The sequence below is a fragment of the Streptomyces sp. NPDC093261 genome (genome assembly GCF_044753645.1).
Lineage (GTDB): Bacteria > Actinomycetota > Actinomycetes > Streptomycetales > Streptomycetaceae > Streptomyces.
In genome coordinates, this window is the sequence record NZ_JBIVNO010000002.1 from 319885 (window position 1) to 335160 (window position 15276).

Consider the following 15276-nt stretch of genomic DNA (forward strand, 5'->3'; position numbering starts at 1 on the left):
GCTCAGGGGCGCCCGTCCGCGGCGGGCGCCCTCGTCCGCCCGGCGGGGTCCGGAAGCGCCTTCGTCATCCCCGGCAGGAAGTCCGTGAACAGCTCGTGCACCTCGTGGACGAGCGGCCTGAGCACCCGGAACCGGGCCAGCGAGACGCTCCGGGCGGTGAGCCGGGCGCCGCGTTCGGCCAGCCGGTAGCTGCGCTCGCGCCCCTCGGTCCGGTCGAAGACCCAGTACAGGACGAGCCCCATCTGTGCCAGCCACATCAACTCGGGCAGCACGTCCCGCAGTTCCTCGGGCACCTTGGTCTTCGCGCCGCGGAGCACCTGCCTGTGGACGCTGATGGCCTCCGCGCGCGCGTGCTCAGACTCGGGGGAGAACGGGCTGAGCGGGCTGTCCGGGTCGGCGGCGTTCTTGAAGAACTGCACCGCGAACTCGTGGTACGGCGTGGCGATGTCCAGCCATGCCTTCAGCACACCGGCGAGCCGCGCCTCCAGATCGGTCTCCTCGGCCAGGACCTGCCGGACGGCTTCCTGATGCTCGGCGGCGATCCGGTCGTAGAAACCCTGGATCAGGTGTTCCTTGCCGGCGAAGTAGTAGTACGCGTTGCCCACGGAGACCCCGGCCTCCTGGGCGATCACCCGCATGGTCGTCTTGTCGTAGCCGCGCTCCTGGAACAGCCGCATCGCCGTCTCGAGGATCAGGGCGCGGGTCTGCTCGGACTTGGTGGGCACGAGGAGAGAGCCTAGTCCTCCTGCTTGCGCCGCCCCGCGTCGAGGATCTCGGTGACGTCCAGGGTGACCTTGGCTGCTGCTGACATCGGGTGCCTCCCGGGGGCCGGCGTCGAGAGCATCATCGTAGGCGGGCGAGGCCGGGAGTGTCCCGATCACGACGCTTCACCCGATCGTGGCCCAAACGCCCGAGGGCCCCGTTCCCAGCGGAAACGGGGCCCTCGGCGGCGTACCGGAAGGAAGGCCTCAGATGCGGCGCGTGATCAGCGCTCGCTTCACCTCCTGGATCGCCTTGGTCACCTCGATTCCACGCGGGCAGGCGTCCGTGCAGTTGAACGTCGTGCGGCAGCGCCACACGCCGTCCTTGTCGTTGAGGATCTCCAGACGCTGCTCGCCGGCCTCGTCGCGCGAGTCGAAGATGAAGCGGTGCGCGTTGACGATCGCCGCCGGGCCGAAGTACTGCCCGTCGTTCCAGAACACCGGGCACGAGGACGTGCAGGCGGCGCACAGGATGCACTTCGTGGTGTCGTCGAAGCGCTCGCGTTCCTCGGGCGACTGCAGGCGCTCGCGTGTCGGCTCGTTGGTGTCCTTCGTGATCAGGAAGGGCATCACGTCCCGGTACGCCTGGAAGAACGGCTCCATGTCCACGATCAGGTCCTTGAGGACCGTGAGGCCCTTTATGGGCTCGACCGTGATCGGCTTCTCGGGGTTGATGTCCTTGATCAGCGTCTTGCAGGCCAGACGGTTCTTGCCGTTGATCCGCATGGCGTCCGAGCCGCAGATGCCGTGCGCGCAGGAGCGACGGAACGTCAGGGTGCCGTCCACGTCCCACTTGATCTTGTGCAGACCGTCGAGGACGCGCTCCTTCGGGTCGATCTCCAGCTGGAAGTCTTCCCAGGTCGCCTCCGCCGAGACCTCCGGGTTGAAGCGGCGGATCCGGAAGGTGACGGTGATGTACGGGGAGGCCGTGGACTCCGCCTCGGCCTTGTCCAGAACAGGGGTAGCCATCAGTACTTACGCTCCATCGGCTGGTAGCGGGTCTGGACGACCGGCTTGTAGTCGAGACGGATGGACTCGGTGCCGTCGTCGCCGACCTCGCGGTACGCCATGGTGTGGCGCATGAAGTTGACGTCGTCGCGGTTGGGGTAGTCCTCGCGGTAGTGACCGCCGCGGGACTCCTTGCGGGCCAGCGCGGACACCGCCATGACCTCGGCCAGGTCGAGCAGGTTGCCCAGCTCGATGGCCTCCAGCAGGTCCGTGTTGTACCGCTTGCCCTTGTCCTGGATCGCCACGTTCTTGTAGCGCTCCCTGAGCTCGGCGATCTTCTCGACGGCCGTCTTGATCGTCTGCTCGGTGCGGAAGACCATGACGTTCGCGTCCATGGTCTCCTGCAGCTCGCGGCGCAGTTCCGCCACGCGCTCGGTGCCCGTCGACGACCGCAGCCGCTCGATCTGCGAGACCACCAGCTCCGCCGGGTCCTCGGGCAGCTCGACGAACTCCGCCTTCTGCGAGTACTCCGCCGCGGCGATACCCGCCCGACGCCCGAAGACGTTGATGTCCAGCAGCGAGTTGGTGCCGAGGCGGTTCGCGCCGTGGACCGACACGCAGGCGACCTCGCCGGCCGCGTACAGGCCCGGGACAACGGTGGTGTTGTCCGCCAGGACCTCGCCCTCGACGTTCGTCGGGATGCCGCCCATCGCGTAGTGCGCGGTCGGCTGGATCGGGATCGGGTCCGTGTAGGGCTCGATGCCGAGGTACGTCCGGGCGAACTCGGTGATGTCGGGCAGCTTGGCGTCCAGCTGCTCCGGCGGGAGGTGGGTGAGGTCCAGGTAGACGTGGTCGCCCTCGGGGCCGCAGCCCCGGCCCTCGCGGATCTCCGTGTAGATGGCGCGGGACACGACGTCACGGGACGCCAGGTCCTTCATGACGGGCGCGTACTTCTCCATGAAGCGCTCGCCGTCCTTGTTGCGGAGGATGCCGCCCTCACCGCGCGCACCCTCGGTGAGGAGGATGCCCATGCGCCAGATGCCGGTCGGGTGGAACTGGAAGAACTCCATGTCCTCCAGCGGCAGACCGCGGCGGTACACCGCCGCCTGGCCGTCACCCGTGAGCGTGTGCGCGTTCGACGTCACCTTGAAGAACTTGCCGGTGCCGCCGGAGGCGTAGATCACGGCCTTCGCCTGGAAGACGTGGATCTCGCCCGTCGCCAGCTCGTAGGCCACAACACCGGCCGACTTCTTGATGCCGTCGACCTCGGTGATCAGCTGGTCCAGGACGTAGAACTCGTTGAAGAACTCCACGCCCTCCTTGACGCAGTTCTGGTACAGCGTCTGGAGGATCATGTGGCCTGTGCGGTCGGCCGCGTAGCAGGAGCGGCGGACCGGGGCCTCGCCGTGGTTGCGGGAGTGCCCGCCGAAGCGGCGCTGGTCGATCTTTCCCTCGGGCGTCCGGTTGAACGGCAGGCCCATCTTCTCGAGGTCGAGGACCGCGTCGATGGCCTCCTTCGCGAGGATCTCGGCGGCGTCCTGGTCGACCAGGTAGTCACCGCCCTTGACCGTGTCGAAGGTGTGCCACTCCCAGTTGTCCTCCTCCACGTTGGCCAGCGCGGCGGCCATGCCGCCCTGCGCGGCGCCCGTGTGGGAGCGGGTCGGGTAGAGCTTGGTCAGCACGGCGGTGCGGCTGCGCTTCGTCGACTCGATGGCCGCGCGCATGCCGGCGCCACCCGCGCCGACGATGACGGTGTCGTACTTGTGGATCTTCATGATTCTCGCAGCCCCGTGCCTAGCGGATGTTCGGGTCGAAGGTGAAGATCACCAGCGTGCCCAGCAGGATGGTGAACACCGTGGCGGTATACAGCAGGCCCTTCAGCCACAGGCGAGTGCTCGTCTGCTCGGCGTAGTCGTTGATGACCGTACGCAGACCGTTGGCGCCGTGCAGCATGGCGAGCCACAGCATGGCAAGGTCCCAGACCTGCCACCACGGGGAGGCCCAGCGGCCGGCCACGAAGGCGAAGCCGATCTTGGTCACGCCGCCGTCGAGGACGAGCTGGATCAGCAGGTGGCCGAGGACCAGGACGACCAGGACGATGCCGGACAGGCGCATGAACAGCCAGCCGTACATCTCGAAGTTGCCGCGGGTCGACTTGGGGGTCTTCTTCGTCCGCTTGCGGGGCGGCTCGATGAGCGGCGCCGGGTTGTCGACGTCGTACAGCGGGGCACCCTCGACGGGGCCGATGCCGGAGGCGGTGGTTTCAGTCGTGGACATACGCGTCAGCTCCCGAACACTTCACGAGCGGCGTGGCCGAGGACGGGGTAGATGGCCCCGAGCATCAGCACGACCCAGAGGCCGACGACCGTCCAGAGCATCTGCTTCTGGTAGCGCGGGCCCTGCGACCAGAAGTCGACGGCGATGACCCGCAGGCCGTTCAGCGCGTGGAAGAGGATGGCGGCGACCAGGCCGTACTCCAGCACGGCGACGATCGGCGACTTGTACGTGGCCACGACCTTGTCGTAGGCCTCGGGAGAGACACGCACGAGAGCGGTGTCCAGCACGTGTACGAACAGGAAGAAGAAAATGAGGACGCCGGTGACTCGGTGAGCCACCCAGGACCACATTCCTTCCCGGCCGCGGTACAGCGTTCCAGCCGGCACGGAAGAACCCTCCGGGAGCGGGGACTAGGGCCGCGCCGGCTTCTGTGTCGGTCGGGCCCGGCCGGGTACGGTCCACCGGCCCCCAGCATCGTAGCGACGTGCTGTCGGAACGCTTACGGCGCCCCTGCCGATGTGATCAAACCGGCAATCAAACGAGCACGGACGGGCTATTGGGCGTGCTCCGCCACAGGCCGGTCCGACGGATCCCGGACGAGGCGGGCCAGTCTGCCCTTCGCCAGGCGGCGCAGTTCCTCGGCCGCGAGCAGGCGTTCCTCCTCCTGATCGTTCGCCAATCGTGACCGGATGGTGGCGAGTATCAGGTCGGCGGACTCGTCCGGGGTCACATCGTCCAGACAGATGACGAACACATGACCGAATCTGCTCTCGTAGGCCGCGTGTGCGGCGCTCAGGGCGGTGTGGGCCGCGGAGTAGGCGCCGTCGGGGAGCAGGGTGAGCGTCTCGCCCGCCAGGGCTTCGGCGACGTCCGCGGGCGACAGGTCGTAGGCCGCCTCGTCGGCCGCGGCGAGCAGGGAGTCCACGTCCGGGTAGGGGCGGTGCTCGGCGACGCGGTGCACCCAGCGCAGACTGCGGCAGCAGGCCAGGAGGGCATGGCGGGCCCCGTCGGCGGGTGCGGTGTTGAACCGCTCCAGGCCGGTGGGCACCGGGGGGCGCTGTTGCCCCGGCAGGGCGGTGGGGCCGGGGAGGCGTGGGAGACGGTGCGCGGGCAGCGTGGGTCCTCGGCGAGGGCGGGCGTGGCGTCGTGCGGACGTCACGTGCGGGCGGCAGGGGGTGGGGGAACGCGCCGTCACGTTACCGACGGCACTCCGGCGGGCGTCCAGCGCCTGTCCGTATTTCACCCGAACGGGAGAGCCGGGGGGCGTTCTGTGGACGAGTGGAAGCGGCCGGGGTCGTAGGTTCGGAAGGGACAAAGAGGGATGGATGCGTGGAGGTGGGTAGCGTGTGGTCGATGGTGTCGAAAGTGGACCGAATGCAGCCAATACGTGCGGGTGTGGTGCCTGACGTGGAGCTGAGGCCTACGGGCACGATGTGGCCGTGCGCGGGTGTGGTGCGAGGTGCAGCGCGGTGACCGGCCGGAGGCGGCGGGTTCCCGAAGGGGAGACGCACTCGAGGCGCAACTGGTTGCTGCTGGGTGCCGGAGTCGTCGCCGCCGGCGCGGTCGCGGCGGCCGTGGCGCTGTGGCCGTCCGGCGGCGGCACACCTCCCGGCTCCAGGACCACGGCGGGCACCCCCGCCGCGACCCCGTCCCCGACCCGGACCTACCCCCTCTCGCAGGCGCCCCGCACCATCCCGGCCGTCCGTGAGTTCGCCCCCGCCCGCGGTCCGGGCTGGCGGCCGGCCTCCGGGGCCCGGGTGGTCGTGGACGACGCCTCCTTGGCCGACGAGGGGCGGCTGCTGGCCGGGGAACTGGGGGTGGCGTACGGGGGACAGACCGGCGCACGCGCCGGCGATGTGGAGCTGGACGTGACCGGGAGCGGCGACCAGGAGTCGTATGTCCTGACCGTCCAGAACGGGCGGGTCCGGATCACCGGTCCGGGCGAGGCCGGGGTCTTCTACGGCACCCGCACCCTCAAGCAGGAGGTGCACGGCGGTGGTACCGCGCCCGAGGGTGTCGTCCGTGACGCGCCGGCCAAGTCCCGGCGCGGCCTCATGCTCGACATCGCCCGCAAGTACTACACGGCCGGGTGGATCGAGGACCGCATCCGGGAACTGGGCGACCTGAAGTACAACGAGATCGGCCTGCACTTCTCCGACGACCAGGGCTTCCGTATCGAGTCCTCCACGCACCCGGAGATCGTGTCCGCGCAGCATCTCAGCAAGGCGGAGGTCAAGGGGATCGTCGATCTCGCCGCGAGCCGGCACATCGCCGTCGTCCCCGAAATAGACTCGCCCGGCCATCTGGGCGCCGTGATCGCCGCGCACCCCGACCTCCAGCTGCGCAACGCCTCCGGCGTCACCTTCCGCGGGGCGGTCGACATCTCCAAACCGGCCGCCGCGAAGATCGTGGACGACCTCCTGAACGAGTACGCGGGCGTGTTCCCGGCTCCCTTCTGGCACCTCGGCGCCGACGAGTACCTGGCGCTCACGGTGGCGAACCCGTCCGCCTCCTTCCCGCAGCTCGTCGCCGCCGCGCGGGCGAAGTACGGCCCGGGGGCGGGGGTCGCGGACCTCGCGACCGGCTGGCTCAACGACCGGGCGAACGTGATGCGCGGCCACGGCCGCACCATGCGCGCCTGGAACGACGGCTTCTACGGCTCGAGCGCGGTGACACCGGCCAAGGACCTCCAGGTCGCGTACTGGACCGGCAAGGAGATCGGCGCCCGGGAGCCGGTGACCTACCTGAGCGCGGGCCGGCAGCTGATCAACTACAACGACGAGTACCTCTACTACGTGCTCGGCCAGCCGCAGACCTTCGTCTACCCCACCGGCCGGCGGATCTACGAGCAGTGGACACCGCGGGTGGTCCGGGGCACGACGGCGGTGCCCGCGCAGTACGACGGGCAGATCCTCGGCGGAGTGTTCGCGGTGTGGGGCGACGTCCCGAACGCGCAGACCCAGGACCAGGTGGCGGCCGGGATCCGGATGCCGCTGCGGGCGCTGGTCCAGAAGCTGTGGGACCCGCGCACGCCGGCGCTGTCGTGGGCGCAGTTCCGGCAGCTGGCGGACCGTCTGGGATGAGGTCCGGCGGGTGTCCGGCCCGGTGGGGACGGACATCCGGCCCGCCGGAATGCTGCATTCCGGGCGCGCGCCCGGTTTCGCTGTGGTCTATTCGGTACCCGGCGACGGAACCGGGCGCGTATTTGGCCGAAAACACCTGCTCGGTCTCTTCGGGGTTTCGGCCTGCGCCCGACCGGCACGGTGGGGCGAAGATCTGTGACACTCCCGGTCCGTCGCACGCAGTAAGGGGAAGTGCGGGCTCCGTAGAGATGAGGCGCCCCGTCGTGGGTTTCGAGGAGGCGTCATGAGCCTGGTGGACCTGATCGCACAGGCCGACGAGCGTGCACTCGCGGCAAGCGGACTGGCTTGTTTGGATCGGTGCGTCCCCCTCCTGGGAGGCGACGACGACATCCTGCGTCCGCTGTGGGCGAGCCTGGTCGAGGGCCGCGAGTGGGAGGAACGGCTCGCCAAGGCGCGGGCCGGGCTGGGGGCGGAGGCGGTCCAGGAGGACGACCCCGCGGCGGAGTGCGCCTTCGAGGCCGAGGCCGCGCGACTCGCCCGCCGGATGCTGGACGGCGTCCCCGCCGAGCCGTCGGTCGACGGCCTGCGCCGCTGGGCCGACGCCTGCTCGGTCGACGCGTTGCGGATCCACCAGCTGCTGGACCCCGCCGACGGGGACGGCGAGTCCTCGGTGGCGGCCCACCGCGAGGGCCGCACGGACGGCATGTCGCCCCTGGTGGCCGCCGAACTGCGGCGCCAGATGGCCGTCCTGGAATTGCTCGGCGACCACGGGACGGCCGGACTGCGGCAGGCCCGTGACGTGTCGGCCGAGGGACGACGCGTGCTCCAGGCGGTGGTCTCCCGCCGCGCCCGCGGCCGGTCGTAACCGCAACGGGCCCCGGCCGCGCAAACCCCCGGCCGTGCAAGGATCCTGTGTCCATCCGGTGCGGCGGTGGGGCGGTCCTGCGCCGGAGTCGGGGAACCCCTTCGGCGGGCGTGACGTTTCCCGTCGGCAGGGCGCTCTTCCGGATGTGAACGCAACTGAGGTGACCAGGCCCTCCGCCGCCACCAAGCCCGCGCGCTGGGCGGCCGACGCCGTCGCCACCCTGCGCGAGGGCGCCCGGCTGCGGCTCGACTACTCGGCACAGAGCCTGTGGCGGCTGGATCGCACGATCGAGGAGATACGCGGTCAGGGCGCGCCCTACGACGCGGTGCGGACCGCACTGCGCGGCTTCGGCGCGTATGCGGGCGAGGTGGTCGTACGGCTGACCGGCGGCGAGTGGTGGACGAGCGGCGGCGACCACTGGGTGCGCACCCCCGACGGCCGGCTGTGGGACCCGATCGACGAGGCCCGCCGCTGCTACCACGGCGAAGGCTCGCTGCGGCTGCTGTGCCGGGACGCGACCGGGGACGGCCTCCACTGACCCGGGCCCCCGAGCCGATGCCGGCGCGCCGCGTCATGCCTCATCCCAGGGATCCGCGCCGCAGTCACCCTCCGGCCGCACGGGTCCACCCGGCCACACGGCTGGATCCGTGCCGCAGGCACCCTTTGGCCGCACCGGTCCACCCGGCCGCACCGGCGCCTTCAGAGCAGTCGCAAGCCCCGGCTCCTGACGGCCAGTGACGTTTATGTGCCGGCCGACGCTGATGACCTTGGGGGCGTGAGCACGACCGGAGTGCCCCGGTGTGGGGACGCCAGACCACTCGCCACGAACGAGGACAGCGTTGGGCCAGGGAGGGGAACCCCGCCGCGCGCAGGCGTACGACGGGGAGCTGGGCACGGCCGTCGCACGGGCGCAGCAGGGGGACGAGACCGCCTTCGCGGCGGCGTACCGGATCGTGCAGCCGGGGCTGCTCGGCTATCTGCGCGGCCTCGTCGGCGACGACGCGGAGGACGTGGCGTCCGACGCCTGGCTGGAGATCGCCCGTGACCTCGGTCGGTTCAAGGGAGACGGCGCCGGATTCCGCGGCTGGACCGCGACCATCGCCCGGCACCGCGCTTTCGACCATCTGCGCCGCCAGAAGGTCCGTCCCCGCTCCACGGCCCTCGACGGCGACGTGCTCCAACTGCCCGGCCGTCATGACACCCACGACCAGGCCCTGGAGTCCCTGTCCACCGAACGCGCCCTGGAACTGGTCGCCCGGTTGCCGCGCGACCAGGCGGAGGCGGTGCTGCTGCGCGTGGTCGTCGGCCTCGACGCGCCCGCCGCCGCCCGGGTCCTCGGCAAGCGCCCCGGCGCGGTGCGCACCGCCGCCCACCGGGGCCTGAAACGACTCGCGCGTGAACTCGCCGCCCCGGGTGTGACAGAAGACGGCACCGGGACGCTGGGGGAGTCGGAATGAGCGCGGTACGGGACGGCGACGGACACGGTCATGGGTGAGCGATGCCACGGTGGCGGGTACTCCGCCCGCCCTCCCGTACGCCCGGGCCCCGAGACGCGCGCGGCCGACGCCCTGCGCGCGGCCTTACGGCCCCGGCGCCTCGACCCGGAGGCGGAGTCGCGGGCCCTCGCCGCCTTCCGGGAGGCCCGCAGACAGCGGCAGGACGCACGGCCGCTGCGCACTCGGCGGCGCGAGGACTGGCGCCCGCGCGCCCGGTGTCATGCGGGCCGTTGCCTGCGCACGCTGCTCGCCGCCCTTCTGTCCGGCGCGGCCCTGGGCGGAGTGGCCGTCGCGGCGATGGGTGAACTGCCGCACGGCACCGCGCCGTCACGGCCCGCCCCCTCGGAGGCGCCTGCGAACCCGGGGACGCCGGAGCGCACCAGCGGCGCGGGCGCGGAGGGGGAGAAGGCCGAGACGGGCGCGAACCGGGATACGTCCCCGAGCCCGGCGGCATCTGCGGGGAAGGCGGCCGGGGCCCGCAGGAAGACGGACCGCAAGTCCGCCGAAGCGGCGGCCAGGGCCGCGAGGAAAGCGGACAAGGCCGCCGCCAGGTCGGCCCACAAGGCCGCGAAGGAGGCGCCGAAGTCCGCCAAGCCGCCGAAGTCCGCCAAGCCACCGAAGCACGTGAAGTAGGCCAAACCGGGAAAGCGGCCCGTATCAGGCAAGTCACCTAAGTCCGCCAAGCCATCGAAGCCGACCACGTCACCGAAGCCCTGGAAGCCTGCGAGATCCGCCACGCCCGAGAAGTCCGCGAGGTCCGCGAAGCCCGCCAAGGCCGCACGCGGGTAAGAAGAGATAGAGAAATCGCGTACCCCGTACGCCGGTCCGTGCCGCCCCCGTAAGGGCTCGTTCAGCGCACCGATGGCAACGGCCGGGGCCGCCACCCCCCACAGGAGAGGCCCCGGCCGTCGCGCGGTACGGGCCGCGCGGCGGCCCGTACTCTCTACAGCGCCGTGGATGCGTTTTGTGTCACACCCCGCCGCGTCACGGGTTGGTTGCGCGGTGTGCGGACATGGACGTGGAGTGGTTTCAAGTCGTAACGTGCCTTTCGCGCCGACCGCGGATGATCAGCAAATCGGGGGAGAGGATCCGCCGCACATCTCGAGCGGCCGCAGACCGCAACGAACGATGAGGAATCACGACAGCGAGAACCCGGTCCGCGGGAGCGTGCGGGCTGAGGCGCACAGAGGGGCAGTTCGGGTGCTGGGGGACGACGCGGAGTTGACGGCCGCGGTGCTTGCGGCCCAGGCCGGGGACGAGACCGCGTTCCGGACCGTGTACCGCGCCGTACACCCACGGCTGCTCGGATATGTGCGGACGCTGGTCGGTGACCCGGACGCGGAGGACGTCACCTCCGAGGCATGGCTGCAGATCGCCCGGGACCTGGAGCGGTTCAGCGGCGACGCCGACCGGTTCCGCGGCTGGGCGGCCCGGATCGCCCGCAACCGCGCGCTCGACCACATACGGATGCGCGGGCGCCGCCCCGCGATCGGCGGCGACGAGACGGAACTGACCGGCAAGGCGGCCGAGTCCGACACGGCGGGCGAGGCCATAGAGGCCCTGGCCACCGGCCGTACCCTCGACCTCATCGCCCAGCTCCCGCAGGACCAGGCGGAGGCCGTGGTGCTGCGCGTGGTCGTGGGCCTCGACGCCAAGTCCGCGGCCGAGACACTCGGCAAGCGGCCCGGGGCCGTCCGCACCGCGGCCCACCGTGGCCTCAAACGGCTCGCGGAACTGATCGGTGCCGCCGGTCCGGAGACGGATCCGGAATCGGCCGGCGTGCTCGGCGCCATGCCCCCCCAACGTGGAACGCACAGGCACGCGGTGACGTCTGCCGGTGTGACGCATATGCGTTCGCGGACGCAGAGGGACATGTGATGGCCGACGAGCAGTACAGGTGGCTGGACGGCGACGCGGCGGAGCGTCTGCTGCGCGGAGAGCCGCTGGAGGCCGTCGACGACGACGCCAGGGACCAGGCCGAAAGGCTTGCCGAAACCCTGGCCGCGCTCGCCGCCGCACCCGCGCCGACCAGCGCGGAACTGCCGGGCGAGGCCGCCGCGCTGGCCGCGTTCCGGGCCTCGCGCACCGGCGCGGACCAGGCTCGCGGGGCACTCGGCCGGCCTCACCCCGCGTATGCCGCCTCACGGGCCGACGACGCCGGGCTGGTATGCCTCGGGCGTTCCGCCGCAAACGGCCGAAGGACCCGCTGGGGGCGCCCTCTGCGGTTCGGACTGGCCGCCGCGCTGGCCGCCGGGATGATCGGCGGAGTCGCGGTCGCGGCCGGAACCGGAGTCCTGCCAACGCCCTTCCAGGGGGAGCCGGGACCCGAGGCGTCCGTTTCGGCGGCCGTCTCCCCGCCGCAGCCGAAGCTCTCGCCGACCCCCGGCATGACGGAGACCGACGGCGGATCCGTGCCGCCGGACGCCGGCGGGCCCACGCCGGGCGGTTCCTCGCGCGAGGAGGCGGGCGCCGGCCCCGCCGCGAGCGGCTCGGCGAGCTCGAGCGACGACCGTCCGACCGGCCACACCCGGGACTGGTGGACCGCTCTGCGCTCGTCCTGCCGTGAGGTGACCGTCGGCAGGGAACTGCGGGGTGACCGGCTGCGCGCCCTCCAGGACGCGGCCGGCGGCAGCGACCGGGTGAAGACCTTCTGCAAGGGCGTGCTCGGCGGCGGCGAGGACCGCACGGGCGGCGACGGCGGCCAGGGATCCGGCCGGGATGGTAACGGCCGGAGCGGCGACGGCGGCGGCGAGAACGGCCAAGGCGGCGACCACGGTGGTGGCGGCGACGGCGGCGGTCACATACGGCCCGGCACCAGCGGTCTGTTCGGCGACCCGGCGGGTGCCTCGCCTGCGCCGATCTCCGCCCTGTCGTCCCCCAACCCCGCCTGACCTGCGGTTTCGTGTTTTTTGAATTTTCTTCCATCGGGGTGTGACACTTTTGGCCCCCGCGACGCAGTACTGAGTGAGCCGACTGGTCATCGGCCGTCGCACAGAGCCGGGGTTCCCCCCGTACCCACGGCTCGTGCTTTCGGCGCGGGCGGGACACGTTCCCCCGGTCCCGCCCGCGCCCCACACGTTCGCCGCAGGCCGCCCTCACCAGCTGACGACCACCTTGTCGCCCGTCCTCACCTGGGCGAACAGCGCCGCGATCGCGGTCTCGTCCCGTACGTTCACACAGCCGTGGGAGCCTCCGGCGTATCCGCGCGCCGCGAAGTCGTACGAGTAGTGCACCGCCTCGCCACCGCTGAAGAACATCGCGTACGGCATGGGAGCGTCGTAGAGCGTGGACACATGGTGGCGTGACTTCCAGTAGATCCGGAACACACCCTCGCGGGTGGGTGTGTACTGCGTGCCGAAGCGGACCGCCATCGTCGACAGCGTCTGTCCGTCGATCATCCAGCGCAGCGTCCGGCTGCCCTTGCTGATGCACAGCACCCGGCCCGTCAGACAGCGCGGGTCCGGCGCGGCGGCCGGCTGTCCGCCCATCAGATACAGCTCCCACTTCCCGGGCCGGTGCGTCATCGTCACCAGCCGCTGCCAGGTGACCGGGTCCACCTCGCCCGTGGGCGGCAGGCCCCGCTTGCCCTGGAATCCTTTGACGGCGTTCTCGGTGAGGTCGTCGTACGTTCCTGTCGGGCCGTCGAACAGCCAGTCGACCTGGCGCAGCCGGGCCTGGAGCTCGCGCACCTGGAGGCCCGAGTCCCCGCGTGCCAGTACGGCCGCGGACCGGGGCCTCGGGGTGGGCGTGGCGCCCCGGGTGCCGGTGCCGGAGGGTGCCCGCGGGATCTCGATGTGCACCAGCGAGCGGCGCTTGCCGTCACCCCCTTGGGCGTTCGGGGGCTGTGCCGTGCAGCCGGCGACCCCCGCGACGAGCGCGGCAACCCCGGCCGCCGCGGCAAGCGATCGTCCCCAGTGCTCCGTACGCATGCCCGATCCCCCTTGTCCGTGCCCGCCTCCGCCGGCCCACCGCTTTCCGGCGTCCCCTCGCGTCCCCGAGATGCTCCCCCTGCGTGACCGCCGCCGAACCAAGGAGCATGGTTGTGAGCAAGGTCCCAGCCGACGGATCTCCACGGGGCGCACGCCCGCCACTACAGTCCGTGGCGAGAGTCGTCTACTGGCGAGTAACCAAAGCCGGGTCATCCAGCGGGTGACGAAGCAACGCGGAGGCACACACCATGACGCGCGAGTCGGAGTCGGGGCTGCCCATCGAGCCGGTGTACGGACCGGACGCCCTGGAGGGCTGGGACGCGGCGGAGAAGCTGGGTGATCCGGGCGCGTACCCGTTCACGCGGGGTGTGTATCCGAGCATGTACACGGGCCGTCCGTGGACGATGCGGCAGTACGCGGGTTTCGGTACGGCGACGGAGTCCAACGCCCGGTACAAGCAGCTCATCGCCAACGGGACGATGGGGTTGTCGGTCGCCTTCGATCTGCCGACGCAGATGGGGCACGACTCCGACGCGCCGATCGCCCACGGTGAGGTCGGCAAGGTCGGGGTGGCCATCGACTCGGTCGACGACATGCGGGTGCTGTTCGGCGGGATCCCGCTGGACAAGGTGTCGACGTCGATGACGATCAACGCTCCGGCGGCGCTGCTGCTCCTGCTGTACCAGCTGGTGGCCGAGGAGCAGGGGGTGCCGGCGGGGAAGCTGACGGGCACGATCCAGAACGATGTGCTGAAGGAGTACATCGCCCGCGGGACGTACATCTTCCCGCCCAAGCCGTCGCTGCGGCTGATCGCGGACATCTTCAGGTACTGCCGGGCCGAGATGCCGAAGTGGAACACGATCTCGATCTCGGGCTATCACATGGCCGAGGCGGGGGCCTCGCCCGCGCAGGAGATCGCGTTCACCCTGGCGGACGGCATCGAGTACGTGCGCACCGCGGTCGCGGCCGGGATGGACGTGGACGACTTCGCGCCGCGCCTGTCGTTCTTCTTCGTGGCGCGGACGACGATCCTGGAGGAGGTCGCCAAGTTCCGGGCGGCGCGGCGGATCTGGGCGCGGGTGATGCGGGAGGAGTTCGGGGCCGAGAACCCGAAGTCGATGATGCTGCGGTTCCACACGCAGACGGCGGGGGTGCAGCTGACGGCGCAGCAGCCGGAGGTGAACCTGGTGCGGGTGGCGGTGCAGGGGCTGGCCGCGGTGCTCGGCGGCACCCAGTCGCTGCACACGAACTCCTTCGACGAGGCGATCGCGCTGCCGACGGACAAGTCCGCGCGGCTGGCGCTGCGTACGCAGCAGGTCCTGGCCTACGAGACGGACGTGACGGCGACGGTCGATCCGTTCGCGGGCAGCTATGTGATCGAGAGGATGACGGACGAGGTCGAGGCCGCGACGCTGGAGCTGATGCGCAAGGTCGAGGACCTCGGCGGCGCGGTGTCGGCGATCGAGCACGGTTTCCAGAAGCGGGAGATCGAGCGCAACGCGTACCGCATCGCGCAGGAGACCGATTCCGGTGAGCGGGTCGTGGTCGGTGTCAACCGGTTCCAGCTCGATGAGGAAGAGCCCTATGAGCCGCTGCGCGTCGACCCGGCGATCGAGGCCCAGCAGGCCGAACGCCTGGCGAAGCTGCGCGCCGAACGCGACCAGCAGGCCGTGGACACCGCGCTGGCGGACCTGAAGAAGGCCGCCCAGGGCGAGGACAACGTCCTCTACCCGATGAAGAACGCCCTCAAGGCCCGCGCCACCGTCGGCGAGGTCTGCAACGCCCTGCGCGAGGTGTGGGGCACCTACGTCCCTTCCGATGCCTTCTGAGCCGGGATTTTCATCCGCATGAGGAACCGGGAGCGGAATCCGGCCGCCCCGGTTCCTCTCGTGCAGAGTGAGCCCGGAAAAGGAGAAC

The 15276-nt window shown here is 71.0% G+C and carries 15 protein-coding genes; 8 read left to right on the top strand and 7 right to left on the bottom strand.

What is annotated here, in order from left to right; translation table 11 throughout:
* Nucleotides 1-2: 2 nt before the first annotated feature.
* The 6 genes from ACIP94_RS07870 to ACIP94_RS07895 all read right to left on the bottom strand — a co-directional run bounded on the left by ACIP94_RS07870 (nt 3) and on the right by ACIP94_RS07895 (nt 5145).
* Nucleotides 3-677, bottom strand: coding sequence for a TetR family transcriptional regulator (locus tag ACIP94_RS07870; RefSeq protein WP_402421734.1), 675 nt, complete (start codon nt 675-677; stop codon nt 3-5).
* Between the two features lie 291 nt (nt 678-968).
* Complete coding sequence (locus ACIP94_RS07875) at nt 969-1730, bottom strand: succinate dehydrogenase iron-sulfur subunit (protein WP_402421067.1); 762 nt, start codon at nt 1728-1730, stop codon at nt 969-971.
* Nucleotides 1730-3484, bottom strand: coding sequence for a succinate dehydrogenase flavoprotein subunit (gene sdhA, locus ACIP94_RS07880; protein WP_402421070.1), 1755 nt, complete (start codon nt 3482-3484; stop codon nt 1730-1732). Before sdhA ends, ACIP94_RS07875 begins: the two co-directional genes overlap by 1 nt.
* 19 nt (nt 3485-3503) lie before the next feature.
* Complete coding sequence (locus tag ACIP94_RS07885; RefSeq protein WP_402421072.1) at nt 3504-3986, bottom strand: succinate dehydrogenase hydrophobic membrane anchor subunit; 483 nt, start codon at nt 3984-3986, stop codon at nt 3504-3506.
* A gap of 5 nt (nt 3987-3991) precedes the next feature.
* Nucleotides 3992-4372 carry a succinate dehydrogenase, cytochrome b556 subunit gene (gene sdhC, locus ACIP94_RS07890; protein ID WP_311698245.1) on the bottom strand — a complete coding sequence of 127 codons (381 nt, stop codon included), beginning with the start codon at nt 4370-4372 and terminating at the stop codon, nt 3992-3994.
* Between the two features lie 167 nt (nt 4373-4539).
* Entirely contained in the window at nt 4540-5145 is a 606-nt protein-coding gene (locus ACIP94_RS07895; protein WP_402421075.1) for a 2-oxo-4-hydroxy-4-carboxy-5-ureidoimidazoline decarboxylase, read from the bottom strand.
* 367 nt (nt 5146-5512) lie between these two features.
* Between ACIP94_RS07895 and ACIP94_RS07900 the strand changes: the two genes are divergently transcribed.
* The 7 genes from ACIP94_RS07900 to ACIP94_RS07930 all read left to right on the top strand — a co-directional run bounded on the left by ACIP94_RS07900 (nt 5513) and on the right by ACIP94_RS07930 (nt 12321).
* A complete protein-coding gene (locus ACIP94_RS07900) occupies nt 5513-7069 on the top strand; it encodes a glycoside hydrolase family 20 protein (RefSeq protein WP_402421736.1) in 1557 nt (518 codons plus the stop codon).
* Nucleotides 7070-7352: 283 nt separating this feature from the next.
* Nucleotides 7353-7934 (top strand): hypothetical protein, encoded by a 582-nt coding sequence (locus ACIP94_RS07905; RefSeq protein ID WP_402421078.1) that lies wholly within the window; start codon nt 7353-7355, stop codon nt 7932-7934.
* Nucleotides 7935-8094: 160 nt separating this feature from the next.
* Nucleotides 8095-8472, top strand: a complete 378-nt coding sequence (locus ACIP94_RS07910; protein ID WP_402421081.1) for a hypothetical protein — start codon at nt 8095-8097, stop codon at nt 8470-8472.
* A 301-nt stretch (nt 8473-8773) separates the two neighbouring features.
* On the top strand, nt 8774-9391 hold the full coding sequence (locus tag ACIP94_RS07915) for an RNA polymerase sigma factor (protein WP_402421084.1): 618 nt from the start codon (nt 8774-8776) through the stop codon (nt 9389-9391).
* A 30-nt stretch (nt 9392-9421) separates the two neighbouring features.
* Nucleotides 9422-10063, top strand: coding sequence for a hypothetical protein (locus ACIP94_RS07920; RefSeq protein ID WP_402421085.1), 642 nt, complete (start codon nt 9422-9424; stop codon nt 10061-10063).
* A 567-nt stretch (nt 10064-10630) separates the two neighbouring features.
* A complete protein-coding gene (locus ACIP94_RS07925) occupies nt 10631-11308 on the top strand; it encodes an RNA polymerase sigma factor (protein WP_402421088.1) in 678 nt (225 codons plus the stop codon).
* The gene (locus ACIP94_RS07930) at nt 11308-12321 is read left to right on the top strand and encodes a hypothetical protein (RefSeq protein WP_402421091.1); all 1014 of its coding nucleotides are present in this window, start codon (nt 11308-11310) and stop codon (nt 12319-12321) included. The genes ACIP94_RS07925 and ACIP94_RS07930 overlap by 1 nt, the downstream gene beginning before the upstream one ends.
* Before the next feature lie 204 nt (nt 12322-12525).
* Here the strand turns inward: ACIP94_RS07930 and ACIP94_RS07935 are convergent, their stop codons facing one another.
* On the bottom strand, nt 12526-13359 hold the full coding sequence (locus tag ACIP94_RS07935; protein WP_402421093.1) for a L,D-transpeptidase family protein: 834 nt from the start codon (nt 13357-13359) through the stop codon (nt 12526-12528).
* Nucleotides 13360-13607: 248 nt separating this feature from the next.
* On the opposite strand from ACIP94_RS07935, the gene ACIP94_RS07940 reads away from it, so the two are divergent.
* Nucleotides 13608-15188, top strand: a complete 1581-nt coding sequence (locus ACIP94_RS07940; RefSeq protein ID WP_402421096.1) for a methylmalonyl-CoA mutase — start codon at nt 13608-13610, stop codon at nt 15186-15188.
* The last annotated feature ends 88 nt before the right edge of the window (nt 15189-15276 follow it).

Coding starts and splice junctions, on each gene's coding strand:
- ACIP94_RS07870 (WP_402421734.1), bottom strand. CDS start 677: ATGCGGCTGTTCCAGGAGCGCGGCTACGACAAGACGACCATGCGGGTG.
- ACIP94_RS07875 (WP_402421067.1), bottom strand. CDS start 1,730: ATGGCTACCCCTGTTCTGGACAAGGCCGAGGCGGAGTCCACGGCCTCC.
- sdhA (WP_402421070.1), bottom strand. CDS start 3,484: ATGAAGATCCACAAGTACGACACCGTCATCGTCGGCGCGGGTGGCGCC.
- ACIP94_RS07885 (WP_402421072.1), bottom strand. CDS start 3,986: ATGTCCACGACTGAAACCACCGCCTCCGGCATCGGCCCCGTCGAGGGT.
- ACIP94_RS07905 (WP_402421078.1), top strand. CDS start 7,353: ATGAGCCTGGTGGACCTGATCGCACAGGCCGACGAGCGTGCACTCGCG.
- ACIP94_RS07920 (WP_402421085.1), top strand. CDS start 9,422: ATGGGTGAGCGATGCCACGGTGGCGGGTACTCCGCCCGCCCTCCCGTA.
- ACIP94_RS07930 (WP_402421091.1), top strand. CDS start 11,308: ATGGCCGACGAGCAGTACAGGTGGCTGGACGGCGACGCGGCGGAGCGT.
- ACIP94_RS07935 (WP_402421093.1), bottom strand. CDS start 13,359: ATGCGTACGGAGCACTGGGGACGATCGCTTGCCGCGGCGGCCGGGGTT.
- ACIP94_RS07940 (WP_402421096.1), top strand. CDS start 13,608: ATGACGCGCGAGTCGGAGTCGGGGCTGCCCATCGAGCCGGTGTACGGA.